This window comes from Cellulomonas sp. KRMCY2 (genome assembly GCF_000526515.1).
Lineage (GTDB): Bacteria > Actinomycetota > Actinomycetes > Actinomycetales > Cellulomonadaceae > Actinotalea.
Window position 1 is genome coordinate 1,023,640 of sequence record NZ_JAGF01000001.1, and the last position, 14,804, is coordinate 1,038,443.

A 14,804-nucleotide genomic window follows, 5' to 3' on the forward strand; every position below is an offset into this window, starting at 1 on the left:
GGACCGACCCCGGACCGTCAGGCGCGCAGCTCAGGCAGCCGACTCGCGATCTCCTCGAGCACGGCCTCGCGCCCGGCATAGACGCCCGCAGCGCGCGGCCAGTGCACGACGACGTCGGTGAACCCGAGCGCGCGCGCACGTTCCACGCCCTGCGCCATCACGTCGTAGGAGTCCATCGAGAACACCGGCGCACCGTCCAGGCTCAGGTACCGGTCGACGCTCGCCGGGTCGCGCCCGATCTCGCGCGCCGTCGCCTCGAACCGCCCCACCAGGGCGGCGAGCCCGTCCCACCAGAGCTCGGTGGCCGCAGCCGTGCCCATGGCCTCGATCGCCTCGGGCTCGAGGGACGGACCGTAGGTGGCCCATCCCTGGGCGTGGCGGGCCGCGACGCGCAGGGCACGCGGACCGTTCGCGGCCACGACGAACGGGACCCGCGGAGCCTGTACGCAGCCCGGGATCATCCGCGCCCCGTGCGCCTCGAAGTGCTCCCCGGTGCGCTCGGTCACCGGCTGCGTCAGCAGCTCGTCCAGGAGGTCGACGAACTCCTCGAAGCGTGCGGCCCGCACGCGCGGCACCGGACCCGGCCCCAGGACGTCGGCGTCGGCGCCCGTGCCGCCCGCGCCGAGGCCGAGCAGGAAGCGTCCGGAGCTGATGTCGTCGAGGCCCATGACGTCCTTGGCGAAGGGCACCGGGTGGCGGAAGTTCGGGCTCGCGACCCAGGTGCCCAACCGGATCCGCTCGGTGACCACCGCGGCCGCCGCGAGCAGCGGGACCGTCGCGAACCAGGGCTCGTCGGCCAGCGTCCGCCAGGCCAGGTGGTCGTAGGTCCAGGCATGGTCGAAGCCGTACTCCTCGGCACGCACCCAGCGCTCGCGCGCGACGTGCCAGCGCTGCTGGGGCAGCAGCACGATCCCGATCCGCATCGTGTCTCCCTCGGTCCGACGGCCGGCCGGTCGGTCGACCGGCTCAGTCCCAGCCCAGCTCGTGCAACCGCTCGTCGTCGATGCCGAAGTGGTGCGCGACCTCGTGCACCACCGTGACCGCGACCTCCTCGACGACCTCCTCGACCGTCTCGCAGATGGCGAGCGTCGGGTTGCGGTAGATCGTGATCCGGTCGGGCAGCGAGCCGGCAGCCCACCAGCCGTCCCGCTCGGTCAGGGCAACACCCTCGTAGAGGCCGAGCAGCTCCGGCTCGTCGTCGGGGGCGTCGTCCTCGACGAGGACGACGACGTTGTCGATCTGGGCCGCGAGCTCGGCCGGGATGAGATCGAGGGCGTCGCTGACGGCTCCCTCGAACTCCGCACGCGACATCTCGACCATGGGATCCATTGTCGACCATCGCCCGCGGTCGTCGGCGTCATCGCCGTTCGCCGCTCGCCGTGCGCGATCCTCGGGGCCGCTTTGGAGATACCAGGCGGCTCCCGTATGCTTTCTGAGGTCTTCGACGCGAGACGTCACGGGCGTCCATGACACGGGCCCCCATCGTCTAGCGGCCCAGGACCCCGCCCTTTCACGGCGGTAGCACGGGTTCGAATCCCGTTGGGGGTACGAGCAGTACGCACCACCAGCAGGACCAGCACGGAGAACGAAGCAGCACAGGAACCTTGTCTCACCACAAGGCCCCGTAGCGCAGTTGGTTAGCGCGCCGCCCTGTCACGGCGGAGGTCGCGGGTTCAAGTCCCGTCGGGGTCGCTCGTCGTCCGCCCGGTCAGCAGACCGGGCGTCGACGTCTGTGACATCAGCACAGCACGGCCACTTAGCTCAGCTGGTAGAGCGTTCGACTGAAAATCGAAAGGTCGGCAGTTCGACCCTGCCAGTGGCCACCATCTCGTCCGCGAGAGCACCCGCCCCGCCCGTCAGAGGACCCTGACCTGGCGGGGCGTCGTCGTCTCCGGCACGGCCGACGGCCCCGCGATCGCCGATCGGACTGCGCTCCGCTGCGGGGTGACCCAGAATGGGGACCGGGACCGGCCAGGAGGCCGACGCCCGAGGTACCCAGGACGGAAGAAGGACGTGGTGAGGTGACGAGCACGCAGAGCACTCCCGATCGCAACGACGCCCGGCCGAGCATCGGTGAGCTCGTGAGCACTCTCTCGGAGAAGCTCTCCCAGCTCATCCGGGACGAGATCCGGCTCGCGAAGGCCGAGATGACCGAGAAGGCCAAGCACGCGGCCATCGGCGGCGGCCTGTTCGCCGGAGCGGCGTTCCTCGGCTTCTTCGCCTTCGCCACCCTGATCGCCACAGCTGTCCTCGGTCTGGCCAACGCCGTGCCGGCCTGGCTCGCGGCCCTCATCGTCACCGTCATCCTGCTGGTCGTCGCCGGCGTCATGGTCGCCGTCGGCAAGCGCTCCCTCGATCAGGGCTCCCCACCGATGCCCGAGCGCGCGCAGGCCAGCATCAAGGCCGACGTCGAGGCCCTCAAGGAAGGACTGACCTCATGAGCGGGACCACACCCGAGGAGATCGAGGCGGAGATCGCCCGGACCCGCACCGAGCTCAGGAGCACCGTCGAGGAGCTCTCCGAACGGCTCAACCCGCGCACCCAGGCGGCGCACGCCGCCGACGAGGCCAAGATCGCGCTGGTCGACCTCAAGCGCCGGGTCACCGGCGAGGTGCGGCCGCTCGGTGAGCCGGAGCCCTCCAGGACCGGCTGGGTCGTGATCGGTGCGGCTGCCGCGGCGGCAGCGGCCCTCGTCGGGGCGATCCTGCGCAAGCGCTGAGGCGTCAGCCGGCCAGCGAGCGCTGAGGGGTCAGCCGGCCAGCGAGCGCTGAGGGGTCAGCCGGCCAGGGCACCGCGCTCGTGGTCCAGCAGCGCGCGCTTGGCGTCCAGGCCGTAGGCATACCCACCGAGGGTGCCGTCGCTGCGCACGATGCGATGGCACGGCACGAAGGGCGCCACCAGGTTGCGGGCGCAGGCCGAGCCGGCGGCGCGCACCGCCGCCGGACGGCCGGACATCTCGGCGAGCTCGCGGTACGTCACGGTGGTGCCCGCCGGCACCCGGCGCATGGCCCGCCACACGTCCTGGAAGAACGGCCCGCCCGGCTGGTCCACCGGAACCACGTCGAGGGCACCGACCTCCCCCGCTGCCCACCGACGCACCGCGTCGACGACCGCCGCCGGCAGCTCGTCGATCGTCACCCGGCGCGCCTGCACCGCCCCGGCCGCCATGGCGGGCTCCGCGAGGCTCAGCCGGCCGAGCAACAGGTCGAGGTCGCCGAACCCGGCCGCCCGCACGACGCCGTCCGGCGTGACGGCCAGGCACATCGCGCCGGCCGGGGTCGGCACCGTCCCGGCGAGCAAGGTCGAGGTGGTCATGGTGTCTCCATCCAGGTTCGAGAGGTCCACAGGTGCTGCGCGGCATAGCCGCGCCACGGCCGCCAGGCCTCGGCGCGGCGCCCCGCCTCGGCGGCGGACAGGCCACCCAGGGCCTGCCGCAGCACGAGGTCGTGGGAAGGGAAGGCATCGGGGTCGCCCATCGCCCGCAGGGCGACGTACTCGACGGTCCAGGGTCCGACCCCCGGGATCGAACCGAGCGTGGCCCGGGCCAGGTCCCGGTCGGCGCCGGGACCCAGGTCGAGGCCGGCGGCGAGCACCTCGGCCAGCCGGGCCAGGGTCGCGGCGCGCGCGGTCGTCAGGCCGATCCGGGCCAGCACGTCCGGACCCGCCGCAGCGAGCCGGTCGGGCGTGGGGAACTGGCTCAGGCCGAACACCGTCGGCTCACCGAAGGTGGCCACCAGGCGCGCGGTCAAGGTCCGCGCCGCGGCGACGCTCACCTGCTGACCCAGGACCGTGCGGATCGCGAGCTCAGCCGGGTCGGCAGTCCCCGGCACGCGAAGACCGGGCCGCGCGGCGACCATCGGCGCGAGCAGCGGGTCCGCGCCGAGAACGGCGTCCACGCGCACGGGGTCGGCATCCAGGTCGGCCCAGTGCCGCAGCCGCCCGACCACCCGCGGCAGGTCGTCGATGGCCGTCATGCTGAGCCGGGCCGTGACCTGGCCGTCGACAGTCAGCTCGACCAGGATCGGGCCGCCGCGGCCGGGAACGACGCGACGCACGGTGGCGCCGTCGACCGCCTCGAGGCCCGGCACGGCCCGGGCCGTCACGTGGCGGAGGTACGCCTCGGCATGCATCGGCTGGGCGGTGCGCAACCGCACGGTGAGCGTCGCGCCCCGGTCGCCCCGCGGGAGCCCGGAGCCGCTCCCCGGACCGGTCGACCCCCCTGAACTGGTCGACGCCCCCGGACCGGTCGACGCGCCGCGCATCGGTTGCTGCGGGCGCAGGGCGGTCGGCGTCGCCCCGTACTCGGCGCGGAACACGTCGTTGAACTGACGGACGCTCGCGAAGCCCGCCGCGAAGGCGACGTCGCTCATCGGCCAGGACGTCTGCTCGACGAGCATCCGGGCCACCTGCGCCCGGCGGGTCCGAGCGATCTGGACCGGGGAGGCTCCGACCTGGGCGACCAGGACGCGGTGCAGGTGGCGTGCGCTGACGTTGACGCGCCGTGCCAGGCCCGCGACGCCGGCGTCGTCGACGGCGCCGTCGCCGATCAGGCGCAGGGCGCGGTGCGCGAGATCCGCGTCGACGTCCCAGTCGCGTGAGCCGGGCAGGGCATCGGGGCGGCATCGGCGGCAGGCCCGGAACCCGGCCGCGACGCAGCCGGCCGCCGTCAGGTGGAACTGGCAGTTCTCCCGCTTGGGTGTCCGTGAGGGGCACGACGGCCGGCAGTAGATGCCGGTGCTCAGGACCCCGACGAACAGGCGGCCGTCGAACCGCGGGTCGCGACCCATCACAGCGCGATAGGCGACGTCGCTGTCGATCGTCGGAGCCGGGGACGCTGTCATGGGCACATCGTCACATGCCCCCGCGACGCGGTCTGGCGAGAATCGGACATCGCCGTGACCCTGCGGGACGGGTCGAGGCCGGGCCGTGGGTCGGTGGGGCCCGGCGGTCAAGGAGAGCGGCAGCGCCGACCATGTGGGGTAGCCGCCGCCGCCGTGCTTGCCGGGGGTGCGCCCGGGTCAGGCGCTGGCCGCCCGCTGTCCCGGGACACCACCGAGGAGGCCACGGATCTCGGCCTCGCGGTAGCGCCGATGGCCACCCAGGGTCCGGATCGATGTGATCTTCCCGGCCTTGGCCCAGCGCGTCACCGTCTTCGGGTCGACGCGGAAGAGCTCGGCTACCTCCGACGGCGTCAGGAGCGCCTCGGAGCTGATCGGGCGTGCTGACACGTGATCCTCCCTCCGGTGGGCCGAAGGAGCGCGGCGGACGTCCGGTGCGTCGCTCCGACCTGTTCACGTCATCACAAATGTGTATCAAATCACCTTACTCGCGACATGCCGGGCGCGCGCAACGTGGGCTCGCGACACGTCCGCGATCTGCACCGTCCGGGTTCTCGATGACTTTCGGATCAGTCGTCCGCCGTCGTGACCGGTGTCGGATCGGTCGTGACACGGGTGACCGACCGTCGAAAGCGTGAATGTGAGAACCGTCCGATGGGCGGACCGGACGCAGTTCACCCCCCGGCCGGGACAGCCGGACACAGAGCGAGTCGCCGGAAGGGCCGCAGGCCATGTACCGTTAGCCCACGACGAAGCACAAGCACCCCGGGGCCGCACGTGACAGCACGGTGCCGCCCCGCTTCTACGTTGGAGGGGGTCGATGCCATGGGGCGCGGCCGTCAGAAGGCAAAGCAGACGAAGGTCGCTCGCGAGCTCAAGTACTCGAGCTACGAGCCGAACTATCGCGCCCTCGAGCAGGAGCTCACGTCCGGTGGACGCCGTACCGACGTAGCGACCGAGAGCCGCCACGCTCCGGAGAAGCACGAGGACGCCGAGAAGTACGCCGACTGGACCGCCGACGAGCGCTGATCTGCTTGCCGTCCCCGGTGGCCGCTCGCCGTCCCCTGTGGCCGACTCCTCCTCGGCCGACCGACAGCGCTCAGTGACTGAACACGCGATGACCTGACCCGCGAGTACCTGACCCGCGAGTCACGGGCTCAACGGCTGCGGTAGCTCCCCCGCAGGTGCACGGCACCCGCGTGAACGCCCTTGGTGCCCCGGACGATGTCGGGCCCGCTCTCACCCTCGTCGATCCGGACGGTTCCCAGCACCCAGGCCGGCACCTGAGCGGCTGCGAGGCGACGGATGGCCTCGTCAGCGCCCTGCGCGCCGACGACGGCGACCATCCCGATCCCGAGGTTGAGGGTCGACTCGAGGTCGTGCCACGGCACGCCGCCCAGGCCACGGATGAGGTCGAAGATCGGCGGGACGGTCCAGGTCGAGCGATCGACGTCGGCGACGAGCCCGGCCGGGAGCACGCGCGCCAGGTTCGCAGCCAGGCCGCCGCCGGTGACGTGGCTGTACGCGTGGACGTGCGCACCGGCCGACCTGGCCAGGTCGAGGCAGGGACGCGTGTAGAGCCGGGTGGGCTCGAGGAGCTCGAGCCCGAGCGTCCGACCCAGCTCCGGCACGTCCCGGTCGAGGCGCCAGCCGGCGACCTCGATGACCCGTCGAACCAGGGAGTAGCCGTTCGAGTGCAGGCCCGAGGACGCCATCGCGATCACCACGTCGCCCGCCAGCACCCGGTCCGGGCCCAGCACGTCGTCCGCCTCGACGACACCGGTGGCCGCACCGGCGACGTCGTACTCGTCCGGCCCGAGCAGACCGGGGTGCTCGGCCGTCTCGCCGCCGATCAGCGCGGTGCCGGTCTCCGCACAGGCCGCCGCGATCCCGCGGACGATGGCGGCCACCCGCTCCGGCACGACACGGCCGGTCGCGATGTAGTCGGTCATGAACAGCGGCTCGGCGCCGACCACGACGATGTCGTCGACCACCATGCCCACGAGGTCGAAGCCGATCGTGTCGTGCACGTCGAGCGCCTGGGCGATCGCGACCTTGGTGCCGACGCCGTCCGTCGAGGTCGCCAGCAGGGGCCTGCGGTAGCCGGTCAACGCCGAGGCGTCGTACAGACCGGCGAACCCACCGAAGCCACCGAGGACCTGCGGGCCGTGCGTCGCACGCACAGCGCCCTTCATCAGGTCGACGGCGCGATCCCCGGCCGCGGTGTCGACACCGGCCGAGGCATAGGTGACCTGGGGCGTTGCACCGTCGTGGCCGCTCACGGGTGGTCCAGCGCGCCGACGCCGCCGACGCCGCTCATCAACGTGGCCAGACCGTCCTCCGGGGCACCCAGCGGCAGCTCGCTCTGCTCCAGGAGGTTCCTGCCGAGGCGGGCCGCCGGCGGGAGCTCGATCGGGTATCGACCGGTGAAGCAGGCCATGCACAGCTGGGCGGCGGGCTGCTCGGTCGCGGCCACCATGCCTTCGAGGGAGATGTAGCCCAGCGAGTCGGCACCGATCGACCGGCCGACCTCCTCCGCGGACAGGCCCGTGGCGATGAGCTCGGCCCGGGTCGCGAAGTCGATGCCGTAGAAGCACGGCCACTTCACGGGCGGCGAGGAGATCCGCACGTGCACCTCGGCCGCGCCGGCCTCGCGAAGCATGCGCACCAGGGCGCGCTGGGTGTTGCCCCGCACGATCGAGTCGTCCACGACGACGAGGCGCTGGCCCCGGATGACCTCACGCAGCGGGTTGAGCTTGAGCCGGATGCCGAGCTGACGCAAGGTCTGCGACGGCTGGATGAAGGTGCGACCGACGTACGCGTTCTTGGTCAGGCCCTGTGCGTACCGGATCCCGGACTCTGCCGCGTAGCCGATCGCGGCCGGCGTCCCGGACTCCGGCACGGGGATGACCAGGTCGGCCTCGACCGGGAACTCGCGGGCGAGGGTGCGACCCATCTCGACCCGCACGGCGTGCACCGAGCGGCCGGCGATCGCGGTGTCCGGCCGTGCCAGGTAGACGTACTCGAAGACGCAGCCCGTCGGCGTCGCCGCCGCGAAGCGCTGGCTGCGCAAGCCGTCCGCGTCGATCGTGATGAGCTCGCCGGGCTCGACCTCGCGGACGAACGACGCACCGACGATGTCGAGGGCTGCGGACTCGCTGGCCACGACCCAGCCCCGCTCGAGCCGGCCGAGGACCATGGGATGCACGCCGTGCGGGTCGCGCGCCGCGTACAGGGTGTGCTCGTCCATGAACACCAGGCAGAAGGCACCCCGCAGCAGCGGCAGCACCTCCATCGCGGTCGCCTCGAGGGTGTGGTCCGGGTCGCCCGCGAGCAGCGCCGTGACCAGCGCCGTGTCGGTGGTGTTGCCGCGCGCCAGCTCGCCACGACGCTTCGAGCCGTACCGCTCGGCGACCAGGTCGACCAGCTCGGCCGTGTTCGTCAGGTTGCCGTTGTGCCCGAGCGCCACCGTCCCGCCCGCTGTCGCGCCGAGCGTCGGCTGGGCGTTCTCCCACGTGGACGCGCCGGTCGTGGAGTAGCGGGTGTGGCCGATGGCCAGGTGCCCGGTCAAGGCGTTGAGGGCTGTCTCGTCGAAGACCTGGGAGACCAGGCCCATGTCCTTGTAGACGAGGAGCTGCTCACCGTTGGAGGTCGCGATCCCCGCCGACTCCTGGCCCCGGTGCTGCAGCGCATAGAGGCCGAAGTAGGTGAGCTTGGCGACCTCCTCGCCGGGAGCCCAGACCCCGAAGACGCCACAGGCGTCCTGAGGACCTTTCTCGCCAGGCAAGAGGTCGTGCGTCAGACGTCCGTCACCACGGGCCACGCCACAATGTTGTCACACCGTGGGACGGCGGCCGTCCAGGTGCCCGGGAGATGGACGGGCCGACTCCGGGCAGATGCCGGGCCCAGCGACCGTGTCGGCCGCCGGGCCCGGCATCCGGCGTCAGCCGATCGAGCACTCCTGCCCGTTGAGCGTGAAGCTGCTCGGGGTCGCGAACCCTCGCGGCGCCGTGCCGAGGAAGACGAACGAGACGTCCTCGCCGGGCTGGATCGTGGCGTTCCAGCGCGTGCTGGTCGCCGTCACTGTCGCTCCGCGCTGGCGGATGCCGGCGCCGAGGCCCAGCTTGGCCTTCTCACCCTTGGTGAACTGCCACTGCAGCTGCCAGCCCTGCACGGCCTCGGCGCTGGTGTTGGTCACCGTGACCGCACCGAGCAGCGTGACCGGCCACAGCCGGAAGGCGTCGTAGGTGACCGCACAGGCCGGCACGGGAGCGGCCGCGAGCGGCAGCATGAAGGACGCCGTCGTGCCCGTCCCCGCCACCGTGGCGACCACCTCGAGGGTCTCGCCGGTCGCGTCGGCGGGGACCGCGAAGGTCGCCGTCGCACGCCCCTGCTCGTCGGTCGTGTCGACGATCGCGGGGTCGATCGGGAAGGTCCCGACCGGCGTGCCGTCGATCGACAGGGTCACCTCAGCCGGCTGGACCGCCATCCGGCTGAAGACCAACGAGGACAGGTTCGCGGTCACCGTCGCACCCGGCAGGTAGCCACCGGCCGGGGTGTCCAGGTGGACACCGACGGACCGCTGGGTCAGGTCGGGGCTGATCGGGGTCTTCGCCGCGAAGTAGTCGACGAAGGCCTGCAGGTCGATCCGGCCCGAGTCGGCCTTCCCGGTCCCCAGCGCGAGGGTCGCGAAGTTGTCGCCACCCGAGGCGAGGAACGAGTTCACGACCACCGTGTACGACCCGGCCGGGTCGATCGGCGTACCACCGACGAGCACCCGGGTGATCCGGTCGCCTGCTGCGGCGGTCGGGTCGTAGGTGTACGTCAGGCCGGCGACGCCGAGCTTGAGGAAGGGTCGCTGGGCCCCGGTGGGCTGCCACTGCTCCTCGAGCACCTGCGCCACCTGGTCGCCGGTGAGCGTCATGGTGACCAACGTGTTGGCGAAGGGCTGGACGTCCGCCGCCTCCTTGAAGGTCACGTTCCCGTCCGGGTCGTCCGCGCCGGTCGAGGCGTAGGCGAGGTTGGCTCGCATGCCGCCCGGGTTCATGAAGGCGATCTGCGCCCCGAGGTCTCCGGCAGCCCACAGCTGCGCATCGGCCACGAGGTTGCCGAGGGTCGACTCCCCGCCCCGGTTCTCGGTCACCCCGTCGGCCTGGTACGACCGGAGCAGGGCTGCGGTGATCGAGCCGAGCGACACCCGGCCGAGCACTGCGGCATCGGCGACGGCTGCGTCGACGATGGCCTTGACGGCCGGGTCGGCCGGGAAGGCCGCCGCACCGCCAGGGGCCAGCGGGACCAGCTCGGCCGAGTTCGCCACGACGTCGCCGGATGCGGTGTCGACCGTGAGGCTGACGTGCGCGAGGTTGGTGCCGTACTGGCCGCTCTGCACCACGGGCCGGGTCAGGCCGTCGGCCCAGCCCACCACCGGGATCTGGTGGATGAACGCCTGGTGGGTGTGCCCGGAGTAGACGACGTCCACCTGGGCGTCGAGCCCGGCCACGATCTGGCCGAACACCGAGTCACCTGTCGAGTCGGCGATGGCCGAGGTGGCCGGGCCCTCGTGCACGAGGACGACGATCACGTCGGCCTCGCCGTTGGTCGCGTCACCGTCGCTGAGCTCTGCGGTGACGCGGTTCACCTCGGTCACCAGCGGCCGGACCTCGAGGCTCGCGATGCCGGCAGGCGTCACGAGCGACGGCAGTGCCTCGGTGACGGCGCCGACGAAGCCGACGTCGACCCCGTCCACGTCGGTGACCCAGTACTCGTCGTACGCAGGCTCACCGGTGGCCCGGTCGTAGAGGTTGGCTGCGAGGTAGGGGAAGTCGACGGCGGGGATCACCCGGTCGTCGAGGTCCACCCGGCCCTGGTCGAGCTCGTGGTTGCCCACCGCGGAGACCTGGAGGCCCGCCGCATTGAGGGCGTCGATGGTCGGCTGGTCCTGCGCGACGAAGGACTCGAAGGTCGAGGCCCCGATGTTGTCGCCGGCCGAGAGGAACACCGTGTTCGGGTTCGCGGCACGGAAGGCGTTGACCGCTCCGGCCATGACCGCCGCGCCGGCCTCGACACCGTTGGGCTTGATCCGCCCGTGGAAGTCGTTGATGCCGAGCAGGTCGATCGTGACCGTCGGCTCGACGACGTCCGCGAGGCCGAACAGGATCGGGTCGTGGTCGGAGGACCGGTAGACGGTACCGGCCTCGGCCTGCGGGAAGGAGCCGTAGTACTGGTAGCCGAACCACTCCGGGGAGTTGATCTCCCACACGTCCGCGCCGATCACCCGGGCGGCGAACGACGGCGTCGCGAGCGCGTGGTCGAGGGACCCGAGCTCACCGTCGAACGTGTACGTGTACTGGCCGGCCGCGTGGGTGGCGACCAGGTCGACGAACCCGGCCTGCGCGAAGACCCCGATCGGGTCCTCGTGGCTGTAGGAGTTCAGGTCGCCCATGACGGCGACGTCCTCGACGCCGGTCGACGCCTGGAGCTCGGCCACGAAGTCGACGACCGCGCCCGCCTGCTCGACCCGCTCGGCGTTGAAGAAGCCCTGCCCGTCGGCCGGCTCCGTCCCGGTGCCGCCCTTGGACTTGAAGTGGTTCGCGACCACGGTGAACTCGTTGCCGTCGCCGGCGACAGTGGCGAACGTCTGGGCGATCGGCTCGCGCGCGATGTCCCAGACCGTCTCGTCGACGTCCGCGGTGCTCTCGCCGACCGGGGTCACCGCGTCGGTCCGGTAGATGATCGCGTTCATGATCACATCGGTGGCCGGCGCTGCGGCCCCGACGAGGGCCGCCGGTGTCGGCGCGTAGGCCCACACGTCCGATCCGGCCTGGCCGTTGAGCCCGGCGACGAGGTCGGCGAGGGCGACATCGGGTGTCCCGTCGCCGAAGTGCACCGAGTTCTCGATCTCCATCAGGGTGACGACGTCCGCGTCGAGCGCCGTGATGGCCGCAAGGATCTTGGGCTTCTGCAGGTCGAACTGCGCCTGGTCCACCGCGCCACGGGCGTCGGCGTCGACGCTGCTGAACGTGGTGAAGTAGTTGAGCACGTTGAAGGCCGCGACGACGAGGCCGTCGGCGTCGCCCAGGACGTCGGCCGGGGCCGTCGTCCGGGCGTTGCGCTCGGTGAAGGACGCCTTGGCGCCGGCCGCGGTGGTCGCGTCGATCGGCGTGATCGGCTGCAGCCGCCACTCGTCGAAGCCGTAGTGCAGGACGTACGGCAGGCCGTCGAGGACGGCGGCGTCCCCGGTCCGTACCGGGTCACCGGCCGTCAGGTACGGCTGGGTCGCACCCGTGACCTGAGCGTTCTTGCCGTCGTCGAGAAGCAGCCGGCGGGCGGCGTTCTGCGCGGCGATCGCGTCGGCCTCCGCCCCGGCCGGGGCCAGCTCGGTGCTCTTGACGGGCAGCGCCGGCCCGGTCGTGAGCCACACCGTGCCGTAGCGGTCCACCTCGTGGGTGGAGGCCACGAGGTACTCGCCCTGCGGGGCGACGAGCATGCCCTCGTACTGCTCGCGATCTGCGCCCAGCAGGGTGTCCGGCAGTGCGACGGCGGCCGGCACCGTACCGGTGCCGACGACCTGGACCAGGTCGGCTGCGCCGCTCGCGTTGATCTGGGTCAGCCCGAAGTACTCCGCCGCGACGCCCGTCACGCTGACCAGGTCGCCGAGCTGGGCGGCGGTGGTCCGGGCGTTGAGGTACACGAAGACGCCGTCCGAGGCCCCGGGGGTCGCGTCGGTCACGCCACCCGAGCCGGCCGTCTGGACGTAGATGCCCTTGTACCCGCCCGTGCGGTGGTCGGCTGTGACGACGCCCTCGACGGTCACCGTCGTGCCGGGGATCGTGGTGGCCGCACCGGCTCCCTGCACCTCGGCGATGGTGTGGGTCGCCGCCAGGAGCGTGGCCTCGTCCGCGGCCGCGGCGGGCGGGACGAGAACGGCAACCAGGCACAGGGCGCTGATTGCCGTGAGGGAGACGTGGCGCGGGTTGCTGCGCCGGATGGTGTGCATCGTGGCGGACCTCCAGGGGTCATGTGTGCACGACGGGGAGACGCTTATAGCGCCCTGACGTGCCGAACCGTAGACCGGTCGCGGGTGAATTCACCAGGCCCGATGTGACATCGGTCACGGCCTCGACAGCGGATGTTCACCGGCTGAGCGGACCGTCCATCTGGTGGACACCCCGTGGTCAGCGGTCCCGGGCCGCCTGGAGCGGGAGCCAGGCCGCCAGGTCGGCCCGCTCGCCCGAGGCACGCAGTCGCGCGCCGGCGACCGCGTCGGCCCACGTCAGCGCTCCGGTGACGAGCTCGAGCCAGGTCGCCGGATCCGTCTCGACGACATTGGGCGGGGTTCCGCGGGTGTGCCGGGGGCCCGGGACGGCCTGCACGGCGCCGTCCGGCGGGACCCGCACCTCGACGGCGTTGCCCGGCGCCACGGAGGCGAGCTCCTCGAGGGTGAACCGCACCGCCGTGCGCACGACGTCGCGGGTCGCGGCCGCCGGATCTGCGCGCCACGCCCTCAACGCGGCGCGCCCCTGTCCGGGGTCGGTCCGGCGACGCGGTGGCATGCGGACAAGCCAACCACGCCTGTGCGCTTCGGCTCAGACCACGCCGAACGCGAGCATCGCGTCGGCGACCCGGCGGAACCCGGCGATGTTCGCGCCGAGGACGTAGTTGCCCGGAGCGCCGTACTCCTCGGCCGTCCCGGCGCAGGCGGCGTGGATCCCGGACATGATGCGCGCCAGCCGCGCCTCGGTGTCCTCGAAGCTCCACGAGTCACGCGAGGCGTTCTGCTGCATCTCGAGGGCCGACGTCGCCACGCCACCGGCGTTCGCCGCCTTGCCGGGCGCGAAGAGCACCCCGGCCTCCTGGAAGAGCGCGGCGGCGTCGGGCGTCGTCGGCATGTTGGCGCCCTCGGCCACGGCCACCACGCCGTTGCTCAGCAGCACCTTGGCGTCGTCACCGGTCAGCTCGTTCTGGGTCGCGCACGGCAGGGCGACGCCGACCGGGACGTCCCAGATGCTGCCTCCGGTGACCACCCGCGCGCCGGGGCGCTGCGCGGCGTAGTCCGCAGCGCGGCCACGCCGGACCTCCTTGATCTCCTTGAGCAGGGCGAGGTCGACGCCGCCCTCGTCGACCACGTACGCCGACGAGTCGGAGAACGCGACGACGTTCGCACCCAGCGCCTGGGCCTTCTCGATCGCGTAGATCGCGACGTTGCCCGCCCCGGAGACGGAGACCCGCAGACCCTCGAACGACAGGCCGCGCGTCCCGAGCATCTCCTGGGCGAACAGCACCGTGCCGTACCCGGTGGCCTCGGTGCGGACCAGCGACCCGCCCCAGCCGGTGCCCTTGCCCGTGAGCACGCCCGACTCGTAGCGGTTGGTGATCCGCTTGTACTGGCCGAAGAGGTAGCCGATCTCCCGGCCGCCGACGCCGATGTCGCCGGCGGGGACGTCGGTGTACTCGCCCAGGTGCCGGTACAGCTCGGTCATGAACGACTGGCAGAAGCGCATCACCTCGCCGTCCGAGCGACCGCGGGGGTCGAAGTCCGAGCCGCCCTTGCCGCCACCGATCGGCATCCCGGTGAGGGCGTTCTTGAACACCTGCTCGAAGCCGAGGAACTTGATGATGCCGAGGTAGACCGACGGGTGGAAGCGCAGGCCGCCCTTGAACGGGCCGAGCGCGGAGTTGTACTCGACCCGGAACCCGCGGTTGATCCGGACCCGGCCGGTGTCGTCGACCCACGGGACCCGGAAGATGATCTGTCGCTCCGGCTCGCAGATGCGCTCCAGGATGGCCGCGTCGCCGTACTGCGGATGCCTGCGGATGACGGGCGCGAGGGTGTCGAAGACCTCGCGCACCGCCTGGTGGAACTCCACCTCGCCGGGGTTGCGTCGCAGCACCTGGGCGAAGACGGGCTCGAGCGCGCTGTCCATCGCGTGGTCCATCGGAGTGCCCTTCCCGCCGTCGCGGCCGGGG

Annotated in this window: 13 protein-coding genes and 3 tRNA genes; 6 read left to right on the forward strand and 10 right to left on the reverse strand. The window is 72.1% G+C overall.

Features of this window, described 5'->3' with window-relative positions:
* Nucleotides 1-17 precede the first annotated feature (17 nt).
* Nucleotides 18-923, reverse strand: a complete 906-nt coding sequence (locus tag K415_RS0104985; protein ID WP_024285995.1) for an LLM class flavin-dependent oxidoreductase — start codon at nucleotides 921-923, stop codon at nucleotides 18-20.
* A 43-nt stretch (nucleotides 924-966) separates the two neighbouring features.
* A complete protein-coding gene (locus K415_RS0104990; protein WP_024285996.1) occupies nucleotides 967-1,320 on the reverse strand; it encodes a metallopeptidase family protein in 354 nt (117 codons plus the stop codon).
* A gap of 155 nt (nucleotides 1,321-1,475) precedes the next feature.
* Here K415_RS0104990 and K415_RS0104995 point away from each other — a divergent pair.
* The 5 genes from K415_RS0104995 (at nucleotide 1,476) to K415_RS0105015 (ending at nucleotide 2,719) form a co-directional block, all read left to right on the forward strand.
* A tRNA-Glu gene (locus tag K415_RS0104995) sits at nucleotides 1,476-1,548 on the forward strand.
* Nucleotides 1,549-1,618: 70 nt separating this feature from the next.
* Nucleotides 1,619-1,692, forward strand: a tRNA-Asp gene (locus K415_RS0105000).
* Nucleotides 1,693-1,750: 58 nt separating this feature from the next.
* Nucleotides 1,751-1,826: transfer RNA gene (locus K415_RS0105005), tRNA-Phe, on the forward strand.
* Between the two features lie 195 nt (nucleotides 1,827-2,021).
* The gene (locus K415_RS0105010; RefSeq protein WP_024285997.1) at nucleotides 2,022-2,441 is read left to right on the forward strand and encodes a phage holin family protein; all 420 of its coding nucleotides are present in this window, start codon (nucleotides 2,022-2,024) and stop codon (nucleotides 2,439-2,441) included.
* The gene (locus K415_RS0105015) at nucleotides 2,438-2,719 is read left to right on the forward strand and encodes a DUF3618 domain-containing protein (protein ID WP_024285998.1); all 282 of its coding nucleotides are present in this window, start codon (nucleotides 2,438-2,440) and stop codon (nucleotides 2,717-2,719) included. The genes K415_RS0105010 and K415_RS0105015 overlap by 4 nt, the downstream gene beginning before the upstream one ends.
* A 56-nt stretch (nucleotides 2,720-2,775) precedes the next feature.
* On the opposite strand, the gene K415_RS0105020 is transcribed toward K415_RS0105015, so the two are convergent.
* The 3 genes from K415_RS0105020 to K415_RS0105030 all read right to left on the reverse strand — a co-directional run bounded on the left by K415_RS0105020 (nucleotide 2,776) and on the right by K415_RS0105030 (nucleotide 5,228).
* Nucleotides 2,776-3,315, reverse strand: a complete 540-nt coding sequence (locus K415_RS0105020; RefSeq protein WP_024285999.1) for a methylated-DNA--[protein]-cysteine S-methyltransferase — start codon at nucleotides 3,313-3,315, stop codon at nucleotides 2,776-2,778.
* Complete coding sequence (locus K415_RS0105025; RefSeq protein WP_034661041.1) at nucleotides 3,312-4,841, reverse strand: Ada metal-binding domain-containing protein; 1,530 nt, start codon at nucleotides 4,839-4,841, stop codon at nucleotides 3,312-3,314. Before K415_RS0105025 ends, K415_RS0105020 begins: the two co-directional genes overlap by 4 nt.
* 177 nt (nucleotides 4,842-5,018) lie before the next feature.
* Nucleotides 5,019-5,228, reverse strand: coding sequence for a BldC family transcriptional regulator (locus K415_RS0105030; protein WP_024286001.1), 210 nt, complete (start codon nucleotides 5,226-5,228; stop codon nucleotides 5,019-5,021).
* 435 nt (nucleotides 5,229-5,663) lie between these two features.
* Between K415_RS0105030 and K415_RS0105035 the strand changes: the two genes are divergently transcribed.
* Nucleotides 5,664-5,867 (forward strand): DUF3073 domain-containing protein, encoded by a 204-nt coding sequence (locus K415_RS0105035; protein ID WP_024286002.1) that lies wholly within the window; start codon nucleotides 5,664-5,666, stop codon nucleotides 5,865-5,867.
* A 128-nt stretch (nucleotides 5,868-5,995) separates the two neighbouring features.
* Here K415_RS0105035 and purM read toward each other — a convergent pair whose 3' ends face one another.
* The 5 genes from purM to gdhA form a co-directional block, all read right to left on the reverse strand.
* Entirely contained in the window at nucleotides 5,996-7,120 is a 1,125-nt protein-coding gene (purM, locus tag K415_RS0105040; protein ID WP_024286003.1) for a phosphoribosylformylglycinamidine cyclo-ligase, read from the reverse strand.
* Complete coding sequence (gene purF / locus K415_RS0105045) at nucleotides 7,117-8,661, reverse strand: amidophosphoribosyltransferase (RefSeq protein ID WP_024286004.1); 1,545 nt, start codon at nucleotides 8,659-8,661, stop codon at nucleotides 7,117-7,119. The genes purM and purF overlap by 4 nt, the downstream gene beginning before the upstream one ends.
* A 120-nt stretch (nucleotides 8,662-8,781) precedes the next feature.
* Entirely contained in the window at nucleotides 8,782-12,834 is a 4,053-nt protein-coding gene (locus tag K415_RS0105050; protein WP_024286005.1) for an ExeM/NucH family extracellular endonuclease, read from the reverse strand.
* Between the two features lie 178 nt (nucleotides 12,835-13,012).
* Nucleotides 13,013-13,390: a sterol carrier family protein gene (locus K415_RS0105055; RefSeq protein ID WP_024286006.1), complete on the reverse strand. Its 378-nt coding sequence runs from the start codon at nucleotides 13,388-13,390 to the stop codon at nucleotides 13,013-13,015.
* A gap of 33 nt (nucleotides 13,391-13,423) precedes the next feature.
* Complete coding sequence (gene gdhA, locus K415_RS0105060) at nucleotides 13,424-14,761, reverse strand: NADP-specific glutamate dehydrogenase (protein WP_024286007.1); 1,338 nt, start codon at nucleotides 14,759-14,761, stop codon at nucleotides 13,424-13,426.
* Nucleotides 14,762-14,804 lie beyond the last annotated feature (43 nt).